This is a genomic window from Actinacidiphila acididurans, from assembly GCF_016918855.1.
Lineage (GTDB): Bacteria > Actinomycetota > Actinomycetes > Streptomycetales > Streptomycetaceae > Actinacidiphila > Actinacidiphila acididurans.
The window spans coordinates 42,093-64,893 of record NZ_JADKYB010000012.1 but is presented as its reverse complement, the minus strand read 5'-3'; the positions used below and the strand labels follow the sequence as shown (position 1 = coordinate 64,893).

Below are 22,801 nucleotides of genomic sequence, written 5' to 3'. Positions count from 1 at the left end.
GGCGTGGCCGTCAGACGTCGATCCGCGCCCGGTCCAGCGTCGACGCCGAGTTGGTGATGAATTCCTTCCGCGGAGCGACCTCGTTGCCCATCAGGAGGTCGAAGGCCTGCTCGGCCGCCTCCATGTCGCTGATGTTGATGCGGCGCAGGGTGCGGTGGCGGGGGTCCATGGTTGTTTCGGCGAGCTGGTCGGCGTCCATTTCGCCCAGACCCTTGTAGCGCTGGATGCTGTCCTTGTAGCGGACGTTCCGGCGCTGGAGGTCCAGGAGGGTCTGGCGCAGTTCGTTGTCCGAGTAGGTGTAGAGGTACTTGTCCTGGCCCTTCTTGGGCTGGACGAGTTCGATGCGGTGCAGCGGCGGCACCGCGGAGAAGACGCGGCCCTCCTCGACCATGGGGCGCATGTAGCGCTGGAAGAGGGTGAGCAGCAGGATGCGGATGTGGGCGCCGTCGACGTCGGCGTCGGCGAGGAAGATCACCTTGCCGTAGCGGGCCTGGTCGATGTCGAAGGTGCGGCCTGAGCCGGCTCCTATGACCTGGATGATCGCGCCGCACTCGGCGTTCTTGAGCATGTCCGAGACCGAGGACTTCTGGACGTTGAGGATCTTGCCGCGGATCGGCAGGAGCGCCTGGAACTCGGAGTTGCGGGCGAGCTTGGCGGTGCCGAGGGCCGAGTCGCCCTCGACGATGAACAGTTCGCTGCGCTCGACGTCGTCGCTGCGGCAGTCGGCGAGCTTGGCGGGCAGCGAGGAGGTCTCCAGCGCGGTCTTACGGCGCTGGGCTTCCTTGTGCTGGCGGGCGGCGATACGCGTGCGGGCCGCGGCAGCGGCCTTCTCCAGGACGGCGCGGGCCTGCGCCTTGGAGTCGCGCTTGGTCGAGGTCAGGAACTCCTTGAGCTCCCGGGAGACCACCGCGGCCACGATCCGGTTGGCCGCCGAGGTGCCCAGCACCTCCTTGGTCTGCCCCTCGAACTGCGGCTCGGCCAGGCGCACGGTGATCACCGCGCTCAGGCCCTCCATGGCGTCGTCCTTGACAATGTCCTCCTCGGCGACGCGCAGCACCTTGGTGGCGCGCAGCACCTCGTTGAGGGTCCTGGTCACGGAGCGCTCGAAACCGGTGACGTGGGTACCGCCCTTGGGGGTGGCGATGATGTTGACGAACGACCGGGCGGTGGTCTCGTATCCCGTGCCCCAGCGCAGGGCGATGTCCACGCCGAGTTCCCGGGTGACCTCGGTCGGGGTCATGTGGCCGAGGTCGTCCAGTACGGGCACGGTTTCCTTGAAGGTGCCGCTGCCGGTGAGGCGCAGTACGTCGCAGATCGGCTTGTCCGGCGCCAGGTACTCGCAGAACTCGCTGATGCCGCCGTCGTAGTGGAAGACCTCCTCGACCGGCTCGGGCGCCTCGGTGCCGCGCTCGTCGCGCACCACGATGGTCAGGCCCGGCACCAGGAAGGCGGTCTGGCGGGCGCGCTGGTGCAGGGTGTCGACGGAGAGCTTGGCGTCCTTGAGGAAGATCTGGCGGTCCGGCCAGTACCGCACGCGGGTGCCGACCTTGTTCCGGGCGATCTTCTTGGTCTTGGTCAGGCCGCTGCCCGGCTCGAAGGGGGCGTCGGGGCCGGGGCCGCTGAAGGCGCCGGGCACGCCGCGGCGGAAGCTGATCGCGTGGGTGTGGCCGCCGCGGTCGACCTCGACGTCCAGGCGGGCGGACAGGGCGTTGACCACCGAGGCGCCGACACCGTGCAGACCGCCGGAGGCCGCGTACGAGCCGCCGCCGAACTTGCCGCCGGCGTGCAGCTTGGTCATGACGACCTCGACGCCGGACAGCCCGGTCTTCGGCTCGACGTCGACGGGGATGCCGCGGCCGCGGTCGCGCACCTCGATCGAGCCGTCCGGGTGGAGGAACACCTCGATGTGCTCGCCGTGGCCGGCCAGCGCCTCGTCGACGGAGTTGTCGATGATCTCCCAGACGCAGTGCATGAGGCCGCGGCTGTCGGTCGACCCGATGTACATACCGGGGCGCTTCCGGACGGCTTCGAGGCCTTCGAGGACGAGCAGGTGCCGCGCGGTGTAGTTGGAACCGTCGCGGTCCGCACCGGTCAGCAGCGCGGGGGACGGCACGGTCGTTTCGGCGGTCACGCGGGCAGCTCCTCGATCCAGATGTATCTGACGGTCTCGGCCGTATCGGTGAGAGGGTACCGAGGTCGGGCGGGTGGGCAGCGCCGCGACCCGGCATCCGGAAGCCCCATCGTAGCCGTTATCGAGTAAGCGTTCGATAACCCGTGGGAGTGATACACATGTCACGTTCCCAAAGACGCATGAACCATTTAGGCTCCGGGCAACGTCCTCTCCAACACCCGGCAGCCGGCCGGGGGAGCGCAGCCCGGACAACACCCCCCAAATCAGACATCTGACACAACTGACTCCTATTCGCCGCCAATCGGTAACAACCAGTCACTCCGAGGTCGAATTTCGAGGAAATGCCGTCAGCGGGAACGTTTTCGGCCTGGTTGGATGTTGACCCTGGTACGACAGCTCGTCGAGCTAGAGAAGAGGCGACGTGACTACTGTTCTGACCCCCGCGAGTCCGCTGTCAGCGGCAGACCGCTGCGACCGTTGCGGCGCTCAGGCGTACCTGCGCGTCGTTCTGATCAGCGGTGGGGAGCTGCTCTTCTGCGCTCACCACGGCCGCAAGTTCGAGCCCGAGCTCAAGAAGATCGCAGCGGAAATACAGGACGAGAGCGGCAGGCTGAACGCCACCCCGGCGTCGGCGGGAGACGAAGAGCGCTGACACATCGCACCAGCGACGAGTTCGGACCCCGCGGGCGGACGGACCCCATTCAGGGGGTGTCCGCCCGCAGGCGCATCCGGACCCTTGGGTGCGACGGCGTCGGCGCTCGTCTCCCGTACGGCGTACGGCACCGGCGGCCGCGAACCCCGCGGCCCGGCGTTTCGGAGCGGCGCTCAAAGGTGCTGCGCCACCAACTCCGCCACCGCCGACACTCGCGTGTAGACCCCCGGGTAGCCCGGCTGCGCACAGCCGCTGCCCCATGACACCAGCCCCACCACGCGGCCCGCGACGACCAGCGGCCCGCCACTGTCCCCCTGGCAGGCATCCCGCCCGCCGGCCGTGACCCCCGCGCACATCATCGTGCCCCGCATGTACCTGCCGTCCGCGCTACCCGGGTACGCCCGCTCGCAGTCGGCGTCCGGCAGCACCGTGACCGGCGCCACCCGCAACGTATCGGCGTAGTCGCCGTGACCGGTGGTGTCGCCCCAGCCGTAGACCTCGGCGCTCGTGCCCGCCACATAGTCGGCCGTGTCCGTGGCCCGGGCCATCGGGAGCGCGGCTCCGCCGGGCAGGTCGTGGTCAAGTGTGACCACTGCCACATCACCCGAATTGGTCGACGGGTCGAATCCCGGGTTGACCCACACCTGGGTCGGCTTCAGCTCCTGGCCGGTGTTCCCGGCCAGGTCGGTGCGGCCCTCGATCACCCGCAGATCGGTGAGCTGCCGCCAGTCCGCGACGCCGAGCACCTCGCTGCCGAAACAGTGCGCGGCCGTCAGCACCGTACGCGGCCCCACGGCCACGCCCCCGCAGAACTGACCGGAGCGCTGGGGCCCGAACCGGGACGGGCTGGACAGGGCGACCACCCAAGGCTCCTGGTCGGTGGTAGTCGGGGCGCCGCCCACCACCACCCCGTTGGCCTGCGCCGACGTGGCCGGCGCGGCCAGCGGTACGACGGCGGCCGGCAGCACCGCGAGCGCACCCAGTAGGGCGGCACGGCGGGCGAACCGGGCCGCCCGGGTTATGGAACCGCGGGCTCCGCCCGGCGCGGCGGTCTCGGAATGGACGGGGGAACGCATACGGCCTCCTGACGCTGTGGACAGCTCTGGATACCCAGAGTCATCGACAGCGCCGGAGGCCGCATCCGCAGCAACGCCGTACGTGAGTCCCGGCGGGCGCCTCTACGCCCTGAGCGAAACGCTCCGCTCGGGTCGTGCTCGCCCCGTCAGGCTCAGTCGAGGTAGTCCCGCAGGACCTGCGAGCGCGAGGGGTGCCGCAGCTTCGACATGGTCTTGGACTCGATCTGCCGGATCCGCTCGCGCGTGACGCCGTACACCTTGCCGATCTCGTCCAGCGTCTTCGGCTGGCCGTCGGTGAGGCCGAAGCGCATGGAGACCACGCCCGCCTCACGCTCGGAAAGCGTGTCCAGGACGGAGTGGAGCTGCTCCTGCAGAAGTGTGAAGCTCACCGCGTCGGCCGGTACGACCGCCTCGGAGTCCTCGATCAGGTCGCCGAACTCGCTGTCGCCGTCCTCGCCCAGCGGGGTGTGCAGCGAGATGGGCTCGCGGCCGTACTTCTGGACCTCGATGACCTTCTCGGGGGTCATGTCGAGTTCCTTGGCCAGCTCCTCCGGGGTGGGCTCGCGACCCAGGTCCTGGAGCATCTGCCGCTGCACGCGGGCCAGCTTGTTGATCACCTCGACCATGTGCACCGGGATGCGGATGGTCCGCGCCTGGTCGGCCATGGCCCGGGTGATCGCCTGCCGGATCCACCAGGTGGCGTACGTGGAGAACTTGAAGCCCTTGGTGTAGTCGAACTTCTCGACCGCACGGATCAGGCCCAGGTTCCCCTCCTGGATCAGGTCGAGGAAGAGCATGCCGCGGCCCGTGTAGCGCTTGGCCAGCGACACCACGAGCCGGAGGTTGGCCTCCAGCAGGTGGTTCTTGGCCCAACGGCCGTCCTCGGCGATGATCTCCAGCTCGCGCCGCAGCTTGGGGGCGAGCTTGTCGCCCGCGGCCAGCTTGTCCTCGGCGAACAGGCCCGCCTCGATCCGCTTGGCGAGCTCGACCTCCTGCTCGGCATTGAGCAGTGGGACCTTGCCGATCTGCTTCAGGTAGTCCTTGACCGGGTCGGCGGTGGCGCCGGCGACCGCGACCTGCTGGGCCGGGGCGTCGTCCTCGTCGTCGTCGGAGAGCACGAAGCTCTCGGACTCGGTCTTCTCCGTCTCGTCCTCCGCGCCCTTGACGGGTGCGTCGTCGAGCAGGTCCTCCGCCTCGACCACTGCCTCGTCCTCGCTGGGGGCGGCGGCGGTCTTCTTCACCGCCGCGACCTTCTTCGCGGGGGCTTTCTTGGCAGCCGTCTTCTTGGCGACGGCCTTCTTCGCGGGTGCCTTCTTGGGCTGAGTTTCCGCCTCCACCGATGGCTCCACCGTGGTCTCGGCCTCGGCCACCACCTGTGGGGCGGGGGCCTTGGGCGCTACGGTCTTCTTGGCAGGGGCCGCCTTGGCGGCGACCGTCTTGGTGGCAGTACGTTTCGCCGGGCTCTTGGCTGCGACGCTCTTTCGGGTGCGCTTGGGCGCCTCCGCGGCAGTCACCATCAGCGTCACACCCTCCTCATCGAGGACCTGGTTGAGGCTGCGCAGAACGTTCTTCCACTGGGTTGCCGGAATCTGGTCCGCTTCGAACGCCCGACGCACGTCGTCGCCGGCGATCTGGCCCTGGGCCTTACCCTGCTCGATGAGCGCCATCAGAGACTCGGATTCGGCGATCTCGGACGGGAGCGTACGGGATGTGCTGGCCGACACGAACAACCTCTCGGAACGATGGGAACGACTCGATGGCACCGCGCAGCAATCCGGCGCCCCCAGGACGCCGACCACTCCTCGCGTGGCCGCCACCTCTTAAGTCATCGCACTGCCTCGCCTAGCGTTACGCCCAGCTTACGTGGCCCGAGTCACACCCCAAATCGCACCTATCACTACCCAGCCAGACATTTCACTACCCACGTCGGGCATCACTCACGCACGACAACGCCCACGGCACACGGCCACCACGGCAATTACGGCCAGCCATCGCGGCGCCGACGACCTCGTGCGAGGACACCGACGCCGGCATCGACGAGGGCATCGACGAGGCACACGGCCGTCGCGCACGGCGCCGCCGCCGGTCCCGGTGCACGGGACCCGCGGCGGCGAAGTCGCACTCAGTGCTCGCGTGGGGCGGGTACGACGTGGCTGTCGCCGTTGCCGGCGGCCGGCTGCTCGGCGGGTACGGCCAGCAGCTCGCGCATCGCGGCCTCGGCGGTGCCGCCGTCGCCCTCGGCAAGCGCCTCGACGATGCGCTGGTGCAGGCCGACGGAGGTGTCGCCGGGACGCTCGCAGCCGGTGACGGAGCCACCGGAGACGTGCAGCGCGGAGGAGACGATGCCGGACAGGTGCTCCAGCATCTTGTTGCCGGCGATCTGCAGCAGCAGGGTGTGGAACTCGACGTCGGCGCGGGTGAAGGTGAGGGCGTCGCCCTGGGCGGCGGCGTGGGCCATGATCTCGGCCATGTCGGCCAGGCGCTGCTGGACGTCCTCGCGGCCATGGCCGGCGGCGAGCCGGGCGGCGAGTGGTTCGATGGTCCAGCGCAGTTCGAGCAGCTCGCGGCGCTGGTCGTCGCGCTGCGGCCCGAAGGCGCGCCACTCGATGATGTCGGGGTCGAGCAGGTTCCAGTCGCTGACCGGGCGCACCCGGGTGCCGACGTTGGGCCTGGCGCTGACCAGTCCCTTGGCCTCCAGCACGCGCAGCGACTCGCGCACCACGGTGCGGGACACCTCGAAGCGCTGGCCGATCTCCTCCGGGACCAGCGGGCGGTCGGCGCCGAGATCGCCGGAGACGATCATCTGTCCGAGTTGCTGGACGAGTTGGCCGTGCAGTCCCCGGCCCCGGCTGCCGCTCGCCCGGCGGCCCACCCGGCTCATGTCCGGTTCCACGCCTTCCCAGGACGGGAGTCCGGGTCGGTCGGCGCCGGGGGCTTCGGCGTACGAATAGCGGTCCAGCTCGCCCGGACCGGCGATGCCGGAGTCGGCGGAGCGAGCCGCGGTCATCATGGAATGCGCAAGGGTACTCACGCATCCTTTGTCGGCGATGCCGCAGCGAGCCTTGAGGGCTTTGCTGAAAAGCACACGAAAGGGTGAGCGCTCATCACCTCATAATTGACGGTTGCCCCGGAGCGTCACCCCTTCTCGCTGGTGAGGGGCGCAGCGGCGCCTGTGGGCAGGGCAGTTGACCGGCGCACGCGCCGGCGGCCCAGCAACGCGCCGGTCGCGTACGCCCCGGCGAGCGCCGCCAGGGACAACCCCAGCGCGAGGAAGAACGGTTGGCCGGTCGACCGCAGCGCCCCGGACACCGTGCCCGTGCCGTCCTGCGACACTCCGCTCACGACCGACCACAACGCGCCACCGGCGTCCAGCAGTTCCCCGGCCTGACTGCCACCGATCAAAGCGTGCACGGCGGGCGCGACCACGACGGGTACGGCGAGTACGGATGCCACGCCGAGGGCGGTGGTACGGAAGACCGCCCCCGCCAGCACCCCCGCACAGGCGCATCCGACGCACAGCGTCGCCCACACGGCCAGGGTGCCTGGAGTGGCCAACAGGTCGGGGGCCAAGCCGAGTACCGCGTGCAGCACCGCGATGTCCGCCGCGGCGGAGGCGGCCGCGAGCGCCAGCGCGACCGCGCAGGCGACCGCGAGTTTGGCCACCAGCAGGCGCGGGCTGCGCGGGTCGGGGCCGAGCCCCGGCGTCAGCGCGGGGTAGCGGTACTCCTGCCCGTAGCTGAGCGCGCCCAGCGCACCCGCCCCGATCGCGGCGGCCGGCAACGGGAGTTCGTCCCACCAGCCGCCCGCCAGCCGCACCGGCGACAGCGGGGTGCCGCCGAGCTTGACCATCGCCAGCGTGGCCAGGACGGAACCGGCCAGGGCGAGCGCGACGATCGGCCACGGCGTGCGCAGGCCGAACCCGCGCCGCAGTTCGTAGGTCAGCGGGCGCGCGGGGCCGGCTCGGCGCGGAGTACGGCGCGGCACACCACGCGGTCGGGCGCGCGGGCGGCGTGGCGCCTCGTTCTCCGCCGTCCCCGCGGGCATGGCGGCCGGCGCGGTCTCCTCGGCGAGTTGGTGCAGCACGATGCCGTTGCGGTGGGCGGCCTCGCCCACCGCCGCCGTGGTCGACCCGAACACCGCGATCCGGCCCCCGCCGGCGGCGACCACCTCCGTTCCCCCGTCGCTGAGCAGTTCGCCGAGCCGCTGTGCGTACGGCGACCGTACGGCCACGTACGAGCGCAGCCGGGTACGGGCGAAGTCCTCGGCCGGCTCGTCGGTGACCATGCGGCCCCGGTCCAGCGCGATCATCCGGTCCGCGGTACGCGCCAGCGCACGCGGGTCGCGCCCGCTGATCAGTACCGCCCCGCCCGCGGCGGCATGGCGGCGGACCAGGTCGTGCACCCAGGCGGCCTCCCGCGGCGGCAGCCCTCGGGCGGGGTCGTCCAGGACCAGTGCCCGGGGTTCGGGCAGCAGGGCGACGGCGATCCCGAACCGGCGGTCCATGCCGAGCGAATACGTGCCGATCCGCTCGTGGGCGACCGCTTCCAGGCCGACCTGGACCAGCACGTCGTCGGCGCGGGCCGGGGGCAGGCCGAATGCGGCGCAGAGCATCCGCAGGTGGCCGCGGCCCGTGCGGTCCGGGTGGCCCCGGACCTCGCCGACCAGGACGCCGATCTCCCGCGCGGGGTGCGGCAGCTCCGGCAACGGACGGCCGTCGACGAGTGTGGCGCCACGGCCGGGTTCGGTACCGAGCAGCAGGCGCATCGCGGTGGACTTGCCCGCCCCCGCGGGGCCGACCAGCCCGGTGACCTCGCCGGCACGCACGTCGAAGGTCAGATCGGCGACGACGGGCCGGGCCTTGCGCCGGGACGCACTGGTCAATCCGATGGCCTGGATCACGCCAGTACCATAACCCGTAAATCAGACAAAATGCCCTAGTGTCAGACCTCGGGTCGCAGCATCGGCGGATTGAGCAGCGTGGCACCGCCCGCCCGGAACAACTGCGCCGGTCGCCCGCCCTGACGTGTCGTCGTCCCGCCGGTCGGCACCAGGAAGCCGACCGTCCCCGTCACCTTCCGGTGGAAGTTGCGCGGGTCCAGCGCCACGCCCCACACCGCCTCGTAGACCCGGCGCAGCTCGCCCACGGTGAACTCGGGCGGGCAGAACGCCGTGGCCAGCGACGAGTACTCGATCTTCGACCGGGCGCGCTCCACCCCGTCGGCCAGAATCCGGTCGTGGTCGAAGGCGAGCGACGCCGACTCCCCGGGTTCCTTGCCTCCCTCGCCGAGCAGGGTCTCGACCGGCGCCCACCGGGCGCCCCTGGCGTCCCCGCCCGCCGTCGGTGCCGGCAGGTCCGGGGCGAGCACGAGGTGGGCGACGCTGACCACGCGCATCCGCGGGTCGCGCTGCGGGTCGCCGTAGGTGGCGAGCTGCTCCAGATGGGCTCCGTTCTGCGCCCGCAGCCCCGTCTCCTCGGCGAGCTCACGCGCGGCGGCCTGGGAAAGATCCTCGTCGCTGCGCACGAATCCCCCGGGCAGCGCCCACCGTCCCTGGAAGGGCGGTTCGCCGCGGCGGACCGCCAGCGCGCAGAGCGCATGCTGTCGCACGGTGAGCACGACCAGGTCGACGGTGACAGCAAAGGGCGGGAAGGCCGACGGGTCGTAGGGCGACATGCCGCGATCTTAGTCGTCTGCCTGACGATAATCAGCCCGATCACCACCTCTTCGCGATCAGGTCGCCGCCCATTCACGCCGACCGCCACCCGACCGGCGGACCCCTCGGGCCTCCCCGACCCGGCCGGCGCTCCGCCCGCCCGCACGGCACGCGGCGCCCGGCCCGCTCACGGCCCCTGGTCAGCGCGGGTCTAGCGTTCCTGGTCGGGAGCCGCCGCTCCGCACACCCGCCCGCTCCACCGGAGACACACCCATGACCGTCCACCGTCAGCCCGGCACCGTGATCACCGACCGCACCTTCGTCGTCCCCCTCGACCACTCCCGACCCGAGGGGGAACGGATCGAGCTCTACGCCCGCGAGGTCGTGGCGGCGGGCCGGGAGCGCGACCGGCTGCCCTGGCTGCTGTACCTCGAAGGCGGGCCCGGCGGCCGGTCCCCGCGCCCGCTGGGGCGTGACGGCTGGCTCGTCCGCGCTCTGGACGACTACCGGGTGCTGCTGCTCGACCAACGCGGGACCGGACGCTCCACCCCCGCCACCCGGCAGACCCTGCCGGCCCGGGGCGACGCGGCCGCCCAGGCGGAGTATCTGTCGCACTTCCGGGCCGACTCGATCGTGCGGGACTGCGAGAGCGTGCGCCGCGAGTTGCTCGGCGAGGACGGGCGCTGGTCGGTGCTCGGTCAGAGCTTCGGCGGCTTCTGCGCGGTCACCTACCTCTCCTTCGCGCCCGAGGGGCTGCGCGAGGTCTTCATCACCGGCGGTCTCCCGGGGCTGCGCGTCACCGCCGACGACGTCTACCGGGCCGCCTATCCGCGGATGGAGCGGAAGAACGCCGGGCACTATGCCCGCTACCCCGAAGACGTCGAGGCGGTGCGCAGCATCGTGCGCCACCTGCACGACCACGAGGTGTTCCTGCCGAACGGCGGCCGGCTCACCCCGGAGGCGTTCCAGGCCCTCGGCCTCATGCTGGGGTTCGCCACCAGCTCCCACGCTCTCCACTACCTGATCGAGGACGCCCTCGTCCCCACCTCGACCGGCATCGAGTTGTCCGACTCCTTCCTCTCGCAGGCGGCGACACGCCTGTCCTTCGTGGCCAATCCGCTGTTCGCAGTGCTGCACGAGCCGATCTACGGGCAGCGTTCGGTCGACAGCGGCCCGACCGGGTGGGCGGCCGACCGTATCCGCGCCGAGTTCCCGCAGTTCAACGCCGGTGCGGCACTGGCCGGCGACAGCCCGGTGCTCTTCACCGGCGAGACGATCCACCCCTGGATGTTCACCACCGACCCGGCGCTGGCGCCGCTGCGCGAGGCGGCGGAGTTGCTGGCCCAGCGCGAGCAGTGGCCGGACCTGTACGACCCGCGGCGCCTTGCGGACAACGAGGTGCCGGTGGCGGCGGCCGTTTACCACGACGACATGTACGTCGACACGGCGCATTCGCTGGCCACCGCCCGCGCGATCCGGGGCTTGCGGACCTGGGTCACCGACGAGTACGAACACGACGGTCTCCGGGTGAGTGACGGCCGGGTCCTCGACCGGCTGGTCCGTCTGGCCCGCGGCGACCTTTAGCGGCGGCGGTCACCCGCCTGCGCCGGTCGTGCCGGAGGCTGCGGCGCAGCAGTTCCGGGTCCAGGCCCTCGTTGACGGAGGTGTGCAGCAACCGGGCGAAGCCGTAGTCCGGTTCGAGGTCGAGTGCCATGGCCAATGCCACCCGGGCCTCGGCCTCGTCGCCGGAGGACCAGGCGACCCAGCCGGCCAGGCTCAGCGGTGCGGCGGCATGCTCGCCGTACGGTCCGGGGCAGCGGCGCGCCAGTGCCCGCCACAGCCGCAGGGCCGCGTCGGCCTGGCCGGGTTCCATCCACTCGGCCACCCGGTCCCGGGCCTGCTTGTCCTGCAGGCCCAGGATGATCGCTGCCGCCTCGTCGTCCCGCAGCAGCTTGTCATCGCGCCGGTCACCGCGCACGGGGTCACCGATCGGGAGCGCGGAGCGGAACTTCTCCAGCGCCGCGCGGGCCAGGGCCACGGTGCGGCCCCTGATCCGCTCGCCCTCCCGGTCGGCCAGCATGCGCGGGAGCAGTTCCGCGCAGGCGATGTCGAGGGCGATCTCGTGTTCCCGGTTGCGTGACTGCGGCGGCCGCAGCCGCGACTCGATGTCCCGCTGCGAAGTCGGCGCGGGCAGCCCGGCGTACGCGGCAGTGGCGGCCATGGTGGTGCTGCCGGGCGGCGGGAGCGGCGTGCCCTCACCCGGCACGACCGCACCCGGGCTGCAGTACGACCACCATCGGCCGGCCGACACGCACAGCGCCTCGACGACCGGCACCTCGAGATCGCCGCAGGCCACCCGCAGGAACTGGGCCAGCGGCCGCAGGCGTTCCATCACCGCGGACGAGCGCTCACCCTCGCACGGATCCTGGCAGAGGAAGACGACGACCGCGTCGGGCCGCAAACCGCGGCGCATGCTGTTCCTGACCAGGCAGTCCGCGAGCTGCGCCGCGAGCTCCGGCCATTCCTCGGCGTCCTGCGGCAGGCCGACCCGCAGCCTCCCGCCGAACCGGCCGTACTCACCGTGCAGCGCGACCATGACCACGCTGTCGTTGGGATGGAAGCCCATCAGGTACGGCAGGGCGTCCGCGAGTTCGCCCGGGCCGCGCAGGGTCACCTTGACATCGGCGGCCCCGGCGAAGTCGGCCGCACTCGCCGATGACTGTCCGTGATTGGATTCGTTGCTCTGAGTCATGTCTCGACGATGACGCATCGCACGTGATTCGCACCAGACCCCCCAAAAAGCTGTGGATAACTTTCGCGGGGAGTTATCCACAGGTCACCGAGCGGGATTGGCGAAGTGTCGGTGCGATCGGGTTGCATGGAGTCATGCCTGAGACCACCAGCGCGCTGCGCGAGGCAGCCGACACCGTACTGAGCCGACTCGTCGGGGCTGAACCCGGCGCCGCACGCCTGCGCGAGGACCAGTGGCGTGCCGTCGAGGCACTCGTCGCGCACGGCCGCAGAACGCTGGTGGTGCAGCGCACCGGGTGGGGAAAGTCCGCCGTCTACTTCGTCGCGACGGCGCTGCTGCGCGAGCGCGGCAGCGGCCCCACCGTGATCGTCTCTCCGCTGCTGGCGCTGATGCGCAATCAGGTGGAAGCCGCGGCGCGGGCGGGCATCCGGGCCCGAACGATCAACTCGGCCAACCCGGAGGAGTGGGACGGCATCCAGACCGAGGTCGCCGCCGGCGAGGTGGACGTCCTGCTGGTCAGCCCCGAGCGGCTCAACAACCCGGACTTCCGGGACCAGGTCCTGCCCGGGCTCGCCGCGACGACCGGCCTGCTCGTCGTCGACGAGGCGCACTGCATCTCGGACTGGGGCCACGACTTCCGCCCGGACTACCGGCGGTTGCGCACCCTGCTCGCCGGTCTCCGGCCGGGCGTGCCCGTCCTGGCCACGACCGCGACCGCCAACGCCCGCGTGACCGCGGACGTCGCGGAACAGCTGGGCACCGGCAGCCCGCAGACCGGTGACGAGGACGGAGCCCTCGTACTGCGCGGGCCGCTGGACCGGGAGAGCCTGTCCCTGGCCGTGCTGCGCCTGCCCGATGCCGCCCACCGGCTGGCCTGGCTCGCCGACCACCTCGACAGCCTGCCGGGTTCCGGCATCGTCTACACCCTGACGGTGGCCGCCGCCGAGGAGATCACCGCGTTCCTGCGGCAGCGCGGATACGCAGTGGCCTCGTACTCGGGCCGGACGGAGAACGCCGACCGCCAGGCCGCGGAGGCCGACCTGCTCGCCAACCGGGTCAAGGCCCTCGTGGCCACCTCGGCACTCGGCATGGGTTTCGACAAGCCCGATCTGGGCTTCGTGGTGCACGTCGGCTCCCCGTCCTCCCCCATCGCCTACTACCAGCAGGTCGGCCGCGCCGGCCGCGGTGTCGACCACGCCGACGTCCTGCTGCTGCCCGGCCCCGAGGACGGTGCGATCTGGCGCTACTTCGCCTCGCTGGCATTCCCCGCCGAGCCGCAGGTGCGCCGGACCCTCGACGTGCTCGGGCAGGCCGAGCAGCCGCTGTCCCTTCCGGCACTGGAGGCGCGCGTCGAACTGCGCCGCTCCCGGCTGGAGACCATGCTCAAGGTGCTCGACGTGGACGGCGCGGTGCGCCGGGTGCGCGGCGGCTGGACGTCGACCGGACAGCCATGGACGTACGAGACCGAGCGGTACGAGCGGGTGGCCGCCCAGCGCAGAGCTGAGGAGCAGGCCATGCGGGAGTACGCCACGACGACCGACTGCCGGATGGAGTTCCTGCGCCGCCAGTTGGACGACGAGGAGGCCGGGCCGTGCGGCCGGTGCGACAACTGCACGGGCGCGCGTTTCACTGCGGAGGTCTCCTCGGCGGCGCTGGAAGCGGCCCGGGCCGCCCTCGGCCGCCCCGGCGTGGAGCTGGAACCGCGAAAGATGTGGCCGACGGGGCTGGAAGCGATCGGGGTGCCGCTCAAGGGCCGCATCCCGGCAGGCGAACAGACCCGGCCCGGCCGGGCATTGGGACGGCTCTCCGACATCGGCTGGGGCAACCGCCTGCGCCCGCTGTTCGCCGACGGCGCCCCCGACCAGCCGGTGCCGCCGGACGCGGTCGACGCCGTGGTGCAGGTGCTCGCCGACTGGGCCAAGGGCCCCGGCGGCTGGGCGAGCGGACGGCCCGACGCTCCCGAGCGGCCGGTCGGTGTGCTGCGCATCGCGTCCCGCCGGCACGCCGTGCTCGTCGAGTCGCTCGCCTCGCGCATCTCCGCGATCGGCCGGATGCCCCTGCTGGGCACCGTGGAGTACAGCGGCGACGGCGATCCCGGAGCGATGCCGCGGACCAACAGCGCCCAGCGGGTACGGGCCCTGCACGACGCGTTCACCGTGCCGGAGGACGTGAGCTTCGCGCTCAAGGAAACACCGGGCCCCGTCCTGCTGGTGGACGACTTCGCGGACACCGGCTGGACCCTGGCGGTCGTGGCGCGGCTGCTGCTGCGGGCCGGGGCGAGCGCGGTGTTCCCGGTGGTCCTGGCGGTGCAGGGCTGATCCGGCAACTTGCGGACCACAACCGGAAGGGATCTATGCGGCGGACAGGTCCATACCGGTCGGGCGAGGCATTTGCCCGTTGCCGCAGGGCAATACGGGAGGAAGAATTGAGGTCGGATCCCCGATCGGCTCTCGGAGCCTTCAGACCGGCGTGTGCCCGCACCCGGTCTACGGGTGCATCCGGGAAGGGAGGCCCGTGACCATCGGCTTCGTTCCGGAGACGTCCTCCGCCACTTCCTCCCGCGCGACACGCAATCTGGAGCCCGCCGAATGGGCGGGCGTCGGAGTGCCGTTGCTGGCCAACCCGCGTGACGTCATCAAGGATCTGCACGCGCGCCACCTGCCCTCACCGTCCACCGCGATCGTGGCGGTGTACGACCCGGACGGCCGGATCCGGGCCAGCGCCTCCTTCCGCAGCCGCACCGGCGTGCTGGACGGCTGGGAACGGCGCAACGCCGTGCTCTCCCATCTGCGCCGGGTCATCCCGCACGACCTGCGGCTGCGCCAACCGGTCCGGACCGCCGTCCTGCTCGTGTGCCGCAACGGCCGTTCGGAGTGGGCCGAGGAGGACGGAGCCTGGATGTGGGGGCTGCGCGACGCGTGCGTACTGCACGGGCTGCGCTGCGGCTCCTACGTGACGCTGGCCGAGGACGGGTGGAACATCATCGGGGAGAACCGTTCCGGCAGGACGCCGAACTCCCGCTCGTGGTCCCGCCGAACGGGCGGCGACGCGACGGCGCTGACCGGAACGGCCCGGCCGATACGCCGGGCCGCGGCCCGCTGACGTCCCTCCCGGCCGACGCGGCAGCGCCCGCTCGTACGACCCGTGCGGCCGACGCCGTACGACCGGCCTGGAGCCGGGCTCCGGGCCCGATCGTCAGGCGGCCGCGGTCAGGCGCTGGCGCCCAACAACCCGTTGATCCTTGCCGGGTCACCGCACACGATCAGCAGCACGCCGGCCCGGGCGAGCGCGCCGCTCAGTGCCCGAGGCAACGTTTCGTCATCGCCGCCGTTGAGCGCCACGACCACCACCGGGCGGCCACTGGCGCGGGCGGCGGAGATGTCGGCGTAGAAGACGTCGTCCGCGGCGTCGTGCTGCGCCCAGTAGGACGCTTCGCCGAAGGACAGTTCGTGCGCGGCCCACGGGTGCGGGTCGCCGGTGGTGAGGACGAGGATCTCGCCCGGCGCACGGCCGGTGTCCAGCAGCAGGTCGACCGTCTCGTCGGCGGCGTCCACCGCCCCGGCCGTCGGAGCCGGGATGAGCTGGATCTGGGCCGCACCGGTGTCGGCATCGCGCTGCTTGGGGACGTCGGTACGCTCCGCCGCTGCCGCCGGGGTCACCGGGTTGGCAGGGACGGCGGTGTTGCCGGCCGGCCGGGCAGGGCCGGGACGGCGCGATCCGGCTCCAGTGGCGGAATCCCTCGGCGGCGCGGGACGCGGCGCTGCGGGCCGCGGCGGCCCGGGGACAGGGCGTGGGGCCGACGCACTCCGGCCGCTGGCCGGTGCGGTGCGGGGACCCGGGACACTCTCGTGAATCTGAGGCTCCTCGGGGGTGAGAGGCATGAGTCGATGTCTATCAAATGCGCGGTGAATGCGCAGCGGGGGGTGGGGGCTGAATCAGAAATCGAAACCGAGTTGTTCCCCCGCATCGGCGCTGACGGGTTCACCCGTGTCGACGCCTGCGCGAACCTTCTTCAGATGCTGCCACCGCGGCATCGCGTCCAAGTACGACCAGGACAAACGATGATGCACGGTCGGCCCCAACTCCTCAAGGGCCGCACGGTGAACGGGCGACGGATATCCGGCGTTGTCCGCGAATGCGAACGACGAGTATTCCAGCCCGAGTTCGGCCATCGCCGCATCGCGCCGCACCTTGGCGATCACCGAAGCGGCGGCGACCGCGACGCACGACTGGTCACCCTTGATCACCGTGCGGACCGTCCAGGCGTCGCCCAGGTAGTTGTGCTTGCCGTCGAGGATCACCGCGTCGGGCCGCACCGGCAGCGCTTCCAGGGCCCGTCCGGCCGCCATCCGCAGAGCGGCCGTCATCCCGAACTCGTCGATCTCCTCGGGAGAGGAGTGGCCGAGCGCGTAGCAGGTGACCCAATCGGTGAGAACCGCGGCGATTTGGGTCCGGCGCTGGCGGGTGAGCAGCTTGGAGTCGGTCAGGCCTTCCGGCGGCCGACGCAGCCCGGTTATCGCGGCGCACACGGTGACCGGTCCGGCCCAGGCGCCGCGGCCCACCTCGTCCACTCCGGCGACGGTCCGCACCCCGAGGGTGGCGCGCATCGAGCGCTCGACGGTGTGGGTGGGTGGTTGGTAGGGCATGGCAGTACTCAGCCTACCTTCCGGTGATCGTCGCCTCACAAGGGGTCGGCGTTGCGGGTTGCGGTCGGAACGGCCCATTCGGGAAGGGCTTCGGTCCGTTCGGCCCAGGTCCGCGGTGGCTCGCCGCCGGGGCGGGACGCGACGATCCCCCCGACGATGGCGCACGTGGTGTCCACGTCCCCGCCGGCCCGCGCCGTCGTCCAGAACGCCCGCTCGTAGTCGCCCTGACTGCGGGCCGCGGCCCAGAGCGTGAAGGGCACGGTGTCGTGCGCACTGGTCCGCCGCCCGCAGCCGAGTACGGCCGCGACCGTGGCCACGTCGTCGTAGTCGAGCATGTCCTGGGCCCGCCGGAGACCGGCCGTGACCGCGCTGCGCGGCAGAAGTTCGATCACCGCGCCGAGCAGTGCCTCGGGGGCCGGCGCGGGCTGCGCCGGATCGGCGACGAGCGCCGCGGCGGCCGCGACCGCCATGGCACCTGCTACGGCTTCCCGGTGCTGGTGGGTGGTGTACGCCGAGATCTCCGCCTGGTGGGCGGCCTGTACGGGGTCGCCGCCGTACCAGGCGCCCAGCGGCGCCACCCGCATCGCGGCGCCGTTGCCCCACGATCCCTGCCCGTTGAACAGGCCCGCGGCCAGCTCCCGCCAGTCCGCACCCTCCTGCCGGACCAGCCGCAGCATACGGCCCACCGCGGGGCCGTAGCCGCGGTCGAAGTCGTTGTGCTGGGCGAAGGACTGCGCGAGGGCGTCCTGGTCGATCCGTCCGCAGCGGACCAGGACCGACACCACCGAGCAGGCCATCTCCGTGTCGTCGGTCCACTGCCACAGGCCCGGCGGCAGTTCGCCGTTGTGCAGTGCGGCCAGGTTGTCGGGTACGAAGAACTGGGACCCGAGGGCGTCCCCCACGGCGAGGCCGCGGAGGCTGGAGAGGGCACGGGCCAAACGGTCGGCGTCGGTGGCGTGAGCGGTCATGGCGCCGAGAACTCTGACATCGGGCCTGTTCCGGGTCAATCCTCCGGTCCGGAACCACCACCGGCCGCCGGACACCGCACCCGGGCAGAACGCCGACGGGTCGTCCCGTCGCTCAGCAGTACCCGCCGCCGGGCGGTCCCGGCGTCCCCCAGCGTTCGAACGGGCGGTCCAGGGTGTAGTGCCCGTCCGGGTCCATCAGCAGCATCCGGGTCTCTCCGTTGGCGGGGTTCGACAGCGTCTCGAATTCCTCGACCGTCCAGTGGAACCACCGCATGCAGAACAGCCGCATCGTCAGCCCGTGCGTGACCAACAGCACGTTGGGCGGGAAGTCCGGCTTCTCGAAGGCCCGGTAGAGCGTCTCCAGGAAGGACCCGACCCGGTCGTGGACATCCGCACCGCTCTCCCCCATGGCGAACCGGTAGAAGAAGTGACCGTATGCGTCGCGGGCCTTGCGCTGCCGCTGGATGTCCTCGACGTCCTGCCAGTTGCCCCAGTCCTGCTCGCGCAGCCGGGGCTCCTCCCTCGCCTGGACGAGGCGGGGGTCCAGGCGCAGCGTCCGGTACGTCTGCCAGGTGCGCCGGTACGGCGAGACGAACGCCTGCACCCGTTCCTGGCCGAAGACCTCGCGGAGCCGTTCCCCCGCCGCAGTGGCCTGTCGCACACCGTCGGCGGTGAGTTCCAGGGCGTGATCGGGCACCCGTTCATAAATGGTGTCGTCCTCGTTGCCCTGGGACTCACCGTGGCGGATGAGCACAATGCGTTTCGGACGTCCCATGACCGCCAAGCCTATTGCGCCCTCGCGGACCCGGCTCGCCCGTCCCGCGGTCTGCGCCGGCCGCGGCACCGCTCCCGGGTCAGGCGACACCGGCCTGTATCAGGAGCTTCTCCGACAGCTCCCGCAGCCGACGCCGAGCCTCCGGGTCGTATGCCTGCGGGTCGGCGTGCGCCTGGGCGGTCCCGTTGAAGTAACGGCCGGTCCCGACATCGGCGGCGTCGATGAGGCGCAGCGTCGCGTTCCCGCCCTCCTCCACCGTGCTCCAGGGGCTGATCCCGCCCTCCCTGACCATGGTCGTGTCCATGAAGGTCGCCGGATGCAGGGCGTTGACGGCGACGCCGCTGTCCCGCAGTTCCTCGGCGAGGTCGAAGGTGAACATGATCTGGGCGAGCTTGCTCTGGGTGTAGGCGCGCATGCCGTCGTATCCCAGCTCCATCATCGGGTCGGCGAAGTCCAGGGCTCGCTGGCCTGCTGAGGAGACGTTGACTATCCGGGACGGCGCGGACGCGGTGAGCAGGGGCAGCAGTCGGCGCGTGAGGCGATAGCCGGACAGGTAGTTCACCGCGAAGCGACGCTCGACACCCAGCTCGTCGATCTCGCGTCGGCCGCCCGGTGAGGTCGCACCGATACCGGCGTTGTTGACCAGGACGTCGAGGCGTGCCGTGCGGGCCGCCACCTCGTCGGCGAACCGGTCGACCTCCCGCAGGTCGGCGAAGTCCGCGAGCAGGATCTCGGCCCGGTCCTCCCCGGTGGCCTCATGGATCTCCCGGCGGACCTGCTCGGCCCGGTCGGCGCTGCGACCGTGGATCAGCACCCGGGCACCGCTCTCGGCGACCCGCAGCGCCAGCCACCGACCCATCCCGTCGGTGGATCCGGTGATCAGTACGGTCCGGCCCTCGGACCCCGTGCCGGTCACCGGGTCACCGGCCGCAGCCGCGACCCACCGTCGACGGGAAGGTAGTCCCGTTGTTTCACAGCCGACATGATGCCGCTCCGTTTACGAGGCATGCTGACTCGTAAAACATATTCGAGGCACCATGTCTTGTAAAGTGGCTTCATGGAGACGACACCCGTGCGAGGGAGGCCGCGCAGCGAAACCGCCCGGCGTGCGGTGCTCGACGCCGCGCTCCAGCTGTGCCAGAGCGGGGGTTACCAGGCCCTGACGATGAAAGCGATCGCCGAGACCGCGGGGGTGGGCCGCCAGACGGTGTACCGCTGGTGGCCGGCCAAGCAGGACGTCCTCATCGACGCGCTGCGGGACCTGCGGCTGCTGCGGGCGGAGGAACTCGACCCGGACACCGGCGACACCCTGGCCGACGTCCTCACCCTGCTCGCCGCCACCTTCGACCTCGCCAGCAGTCTCACCGGCAAGGCCCTGACCGGTCTGATGGCCGACGCCCAGCACGACCCCGAGCTGTCGCACCGCCTGCAGGCCATGGTCATCGGCCCCCGCAGGCAGGCGCTGCGGGCCGTGCTCGCCCGTGGGGTGGAGCGCGGCGAGCTGACGGCGACCGTCCCGCTCGACCTCGCGGTCGACTTCGCTTTCGGCACGATGTGGTATCGCCTGATCAGCCATCACGCCCCGGTGGACAGCGAACTCGCCGCCCGGATCACCCGGGCACTGGCCACCCTCCTCGGCGCCGGTCCGTCCGGTGCGCCGCGCCTTTCCCCGCCCGGCGAGGTCACCGGCTCGGCGGAGGCCAGCGGTCCCGCCGCGGAAGCGATCAGTCCTCCGCCCGGGCCGCCCACTGCCGGCTGAAGTACGCCAGTCTCGCCGGCACCGCCACCGTACGGATCCCGACCAGCCCCCGCTCGCCGAACTCCGGTGACAGGACGCCCACGATCCGGTCGCCGACCACCCCCACCACCCCCAAGCCCCCGTTGACCTCGGCAATGGTCCCCCCGGTGCCTTCCGGGGCCCGCGCCAGCAGCCCCGCCAGGAAACGGCTGACCTTCACCGCGCCCAGCACCGGCCGCCGCAGGATTTCGGGCTGCCAGCCGCCGTCCGTCCAGGCCACCACGTCGTCGGTGAGCAGTTCCTCCAGCGCCGCCCGTTCCTCCGCCAGCACGGCTCGCAGCAGTTCGTCGACGATCCGGCGCCGCTGCTGCTCGCTCACCCCGGACCGGAACACGCTCTCGCTCTCCCGCACCCGCTGCCGTGCCCGTCGCAACAGCGACCCGCAGCGCGCCTCGGCCAGGCCCAGCACCCCGGCGATGTCCGCGGGGCCGTAGCCGAAGACCTCCCGCAGCACATAGGCCGCGCGTTCCGTCGGCTGGAGGCGTTCCAGCAGGACAAGCCGGGCCATGGAGACCGACTCCCGTGCCTCGGCGCTGGGCAACGGACCGAGGATTCCGCCCGCGGTCAGCACCGGCTCGGGCAGCCAGGTCCCGGCAGCGGCCTCCCGCCGGCCCCGCACCGCCGCCTCTGCCCGCCGTACGACCACGCCGAAGACCTGATGGACGAGCCGGTCGTACGCCTCCGCGTCCGCGTCAGCGGCGCCGGGCCGGGCCTCGCGTACGATCTGCTCCGCCTCCTGGGCCGAGCCGAGCATCCGGTACACCGCGCCGAACAGCCGCACCAGGTGCGGGTCATCCGCGAAACCGGCGAGCGGCGGCACCGCGGGGTCGGGCCTGCCGGTCGCCGTGCCGGCTCCGTCCTGCCTGCCCGTCTCCTCGTTCCTCAGACCGTCCACGCCTGCACCACATCCACCACGTCGCCTGCCACGGAGAGCACGTCCGCATCCAGCTCCGCACGTTCGGACAGCCGCGAGACCGCGCCCTCGCGGTACTTGCCGTGCTCCGTCGCCGAATCCCACATGGACAGCACCAGGAAATCGCTCCCGGCACCCTGGCCGAAGACGCCGCGCAGCATTCCGGGCGAACCGGCCATGGCGGGATTCCACACCCGCTCCTGCATCGAAGTGAAGTGGTCGGTGCGGTCGGGCCGCACTTTGCACAGCGCGACCCGCACCAGGTCGATGTCGTCGAAGCGCGGCTCGAAGCCCACTTTCACGTCGAGCCTGCGCTCGAAGAGGTGTTCCGTGAGCATCTCGAACGTGCCCCGCTGTGCCGCCGCCAGGCCTTCCTGGGGACCGGCGGCGAAGGCGTCGTGCGAGGGTCTGCCGTCCCAGAAGGTGAAGAGGTGCACCACGCCCGGCTGGGCCCTGCTCCAGCCGCCGCCCTGGCCGCGGAAACCCGGCTGGTTCCTGAGCGCCGCCCACCCGCGCTGACCCCGGTCGAAACCGGGCCGGTCGACTACGCCGCAGCGTATCCACTTCACCAACACCGCGCCATCGTAGTGGTGTCGAACCTGCCGACCGCCACGCTCCGCCGTCGCGTCGTGCCGCTCCGGAACAGGCCGCCGCACGCGGTCAGAGCGTGATCGTGCCCCCGGGCTTCAGCCGGTGCAGCCGGTCGGCCAGTCCGGCCGCCGCGAACGCCACTTCCAGGGCGTCGCCGTCCTGCGTGAAGTGCGCCCAGTGCTCGAAGTGCACCGGCACCACGTCACGGGCGCCGAGTATGCGCGCCGCCTCGGCCGCGTCCTGGCTGGTGAGGGTAAGCGGCGCATCCGGCACCAACGGCGTCATGGCCGCGCCCGCGAAGAGCAGCGCCACGTCGAACGGCCCGAGGCGGTCGGCCACCGCGCGCACGACGTCCAGGGAGGCGTTGTCGCCACTGACGTACACCGTGGGCAGGCCCTCGCCGGACAGCACGAAGCCGGTCACCTCCCCGACGACGTCATCGCTGCCGTCCGGACCGTGCTGGGCGGGCACACCGGTCACCGTCAGCACCCCGCCGTCCGGGCGCGGCAGGTCGACCCGCTCCCAGTTGGGCAGCGCGCGCACGGTGCCGCCGACGCGCTCCTCGGCGGACCGCGTGGACAGCACCAGCGGCACTTCCGCGAGCAGGGCCCGCCCTGAGGTGTCCAGGTTGTCCGGGTGCTGGTCGTGGGAGAGCAGCACCGCGTCCACCGGGCCGATCGCCTCCCTTGCGACCGCCGGCCCGGTGGTCTTGGTCAGCACCCGGCTCCCGATCGGATAGTCGCCGGGCGCGTCGAAGGTGGGATCGACGAGCAGTTGTACCCCGCCGATGCCGAGCACCGAGGTCGGACCGCCCACGTAACGGATGTCGAGACCTGCCATGGCGTTC

20 protein-coding genes are annotated in these 22,801 nt (G+C 71.7%); 5 read left to right on the top strand and 15 right to left on the bottom strand.

What is annotated here, in order from left to right:
- Nucleotides 1-10 precede the first annotated feature (10 nt).
- Nucleotides 11-2,131 (bottom strand): DNA gyrase/topoisomerase IV subunit B, encoded by a 2,121-nt coding sequence (locus ITX44_RS22280; RefSeq protein WP_205359087.1) that lies wholly within the window; start codon nt 2,129-2,131, stop codon nt 11-13.
- A gap of 421 nt (nt 2,132-2,552) precedes the next feature.
- Here ITX44_RS22280 and ITX44_RS22275 point away from each other — a divergent pair, with 421 nt between their 5' ends.
- The gene (locus ITX44_RS22275; protein WP_205359086.1) at nt 2,553-2,783 is read left to right on the top strand and encodes a DUF7455 domain-containing protein; all 231 of its coding nucleotides are present in this window, start codon (nt 2,553-2,555) and stop codon (nt 2,781-2,783) included.
- A 173-nt stretch (nt 2,784-2,956) separates the two neighbouring features.
- On the opposite strand, the gene ITX44_RS22270 is transcribed toward ITX44_RS22275, so the two are convergent.
- From ITX44_RS22270 to ITX44_RS22250, 5 genes are all read right to left on the bottom strand, one after another.
- On the bottom strand, nt 2,957-3,859 hold the full coding sequence (locus ITX44_RS22270; protein ID WP_205359085.1) for a S1 family peptidase: 903 nt from the start codon (nt 3,857-3,859) through the stop codon (nt 2,957-2,959).
- Nucleotides 3,860-4,011: 152 nt separating this feature from the next.
- Nucleotides 4,012-5,583: an RNA polymerase sigma factor gene (locus ITX44_RS22265; RefSeq protein ID WP_205359084.1), complete on the bottom strand. Its 1,572-nt coding sequence runs from the start codon at nt 5,581-5,583 to the stop codon at nt 4,012-4,014.
- A gap of 398 nt (nt 5,584-5,981) precedes the next feature.
- Nucleotides 5,982-6,890, bottom strand: coding sequence for a FadR/GntR family transcriptional regulator (locus ITX44_RS22260; RefSeq protein WP_205359083.1), 909 nt, complete (start codon nt 6,888-6,890; stop codon nt 5,982-5,984).
- Between the two features lie 104 nt (nt 6,891-6,994).
- Entirely contained in the window at nt 6,995-8,758 is a 1,764-nt protein-coding gene (locus ITX44_RS22255; protein ID WP_205359082.1) for an ABC transporter ATP-binding protein, read from the bottom strand.
- A gap of 41 nt (nt 8,759-8,799) precedes the next feature.
- Nucleotides 8,800-9,531, bottom strand: coding sequence for an NUDIX hydrolase (locus ITX44_RS22250; RefSeq protein ID WP_205359081.1), 732 nt, complete (start codon nt 9,529-9,531; stop codon nt 8,800-8,802).
- Nucleotides 9,532-9,784: 253 nt separating this feature from the next.
- Between ITX44_RS22250 and ITX44_RS22245 the strand changes: the two genes are divergently transcribed.
- A complete protein-coding gene (locus tag ITX44_RS22245) occupies nt 9,785-11,095 on the top strand; it encodes an alpha/beta fold hydrolase (protein ID WP_205359080.1) in 1,311 nt (436 codons plus the stop codon).
- Here ITX44_RS22245 and ITX44_RS22240 read toward each other — a convergent pair.
- Nucleotides 11,007-12,263 carry a DUF4192 domain-containing protein gene (locus tag ITX44_RS22240; RefSeq protein WP_205359079.1) on the bottom strand — a complete coding sequence of 419 codons (1,257 nt, stop codon included), beginning with the start codon at nt 12,261-12,263 and terminating at the stop codon, nt 11,007-11,009. The two genes, ITX44_RS22245 and ITX44_RS22240, sit on opposite strands and share 89 nt — an antisense overlap.
- Before the next feature lie 134 nt (nt 12,264-12,397).
- On the opposite strand from ITX44_RS22240, the gene ITX44_RS22235 reads away from it, so the two are divergent.
- Both ITX44_RS22235 and ITX44_RS22230 read left to right on the top strand, forming a co-directional pair.
- Complete coding sequence (locus tag ITX44_RS22235; protein WP_205359078.1) at nt 12,398-14,581, top strand: RecQ family ATP-dependent DNA helicase; 2,184 nt, start codon at nt 12,398-12,400, stop codon at nt 14,579-14,581.
- 196 nt (nt 14,582-14,777) lie between these two features.
- Nucleotides 14,778-15,365: a hypothetical protein gene (locus ITX44_RS22230; protein WP_205359077.1), complete on the top strand. Its 588-nt coding sequence runs from the start codon at nt 14,778-14,780 to the stop codon at nt 15,363-15,365.
- Between the two features lie 107 nt (nt 15,366-15,472).
- On the opposite strand, the gene ITX44_RS22225 is transcribed toward ITX44_RS22230, so the two are convergent.
- The 5 genes from ITX44_RS22225 to ITX44_RS22205 form a co-directional block, all read right to left on the bottom strand.
- Nucleotides 15,473-16,144, bottom strand: coding sequence for a hypothetical protein (locus ITX44_RS22225; RefSeq protein WP_205359076.1), 672 nt, complete (start codon nt 16,142-16,144; stop codon nt 15,473-15,475).
- A 54-nt stretch (nt 16,145-16,198) separates the two neighbouring features.
- Nucleotides 16,199-16,909 (bottom strand): ribonuclease HII, encoded by a 711-nt coding sequence (gene rnhB, locus ITX44_RS22220; RefSeq protein ID WP_205359075.1) that lies wholly within the window; start codon nt 16,907-16,909, stop codon nt 16,199-16,201.
- A 35-nt stretch (nt 16,910-16,944) separates the two neighbouring features.
- Nucleotides 16,945-17,877 (bottom strand): ADP-ribosylglycohydrolase family protein, encoded by a 933-nt coding sequence (locus ITX44_RS22215; RefSeq protein WP_205359074.1) that lies wholly within the window; start codon nt 17,875-17,877, stop codon nt 16,945-16,947.
- A gap of 112 nt (nt 17,878-17,989) precedes the next feature.
- On the bottom strand, nt 17,990-18,652 hold the full coding sequence (locus tag ITX44_RS22210) for a histidine phosphatase family protein (RefSeq protein WP_205359073.1): 663 nt from the start codon (nt 18,650-18,652) through the stop codon (nt 17,990-17,992).
- 79 nt (nt 18,653-18,731) lie between these two features.
- On the bottom strand, nt 18,732-19,568 hold the full coding sequence (locus ITX44_RS22205; protein ID WP_307795429.1) for an SDR family NAD(P)-dependent oxidoreductase: 837 nt from the start codon (nt 19,566-19,568) through the stop codon (nt 18,732-18,734).
- Between the two features lie 141 nt (nt 19,569-19,709).
- On the opposite strand from ITX44_RS22205, the gene ITX44_RS22200 reads away from it, so the two are divergent.
- Entirely contained in the window at nt 19,710-20,411 is a 702-nt protein-coding gene (locus ITX44_RS22200) for a TetR/AcrR family transcriptional regulator (RefSeq protein ID WP_236061294.1), read from the top strand.
- Here ITX44_RS22200 and ITX44_RS22195 read toward each other — a convergent pair.
- The 3 genes from ITX44_RS22195 to ITX44_RS22185 all read right to left on the bottom strand — a co-directional run bounded on the left by ITX44_RS22195 (nt 20,377) and on the right by ITX44_RS22185 (nt 22,794).
- Nucleotides 20,377-21,345 carry a sigma factor-like helix-turn-helix DNA-binding protein gene (locus tag ITX44_RS22195; RefSeq protein ID WP_205359072.1) on the bottom strand — a complete coding sequence of 323 codons (969 nt, stop codon included), beginning with the start codon at nt 21,343-21,345 and terminating at the stop codon, nt 20,377-20,379. The genes ITX44_RS22200 and ITX44_RS22195 overlap by 35 nt on opposite strands.
- Nucleotides 21,333-21,938, bottom strand: coding sequence for a DUF4937 domain-containing protein (locus tag ITX44_RS22190; RefSeq protein ID WP_205359247.1), 606 nt, complete (start codon nt 21,936-21,938; stop codon nt 21,333-21,335). Before ITX44_RS22190 ends, ITX44_RS22195 begins: the two co-directional genes overlap by 13 nt.
- Before the next feature lie 85 nt (nt 21,939-22,023).
- Nucleotides 22,024-22,794 carry an MBL fold metallo-hydrolase gene (locus ITX44_RS22185; RefSeq protein WP_205359071.1) on the bottom strand — a complete coding sequence of 257 codons (771 nt, stop codon included), beginning with the start codon at nt 22,792-22,794 and terminating at the stop codon, nt 22,024-22,026.
- Nucleotides 22,795-22,801 lie beyond the last annotated feature (7 nt).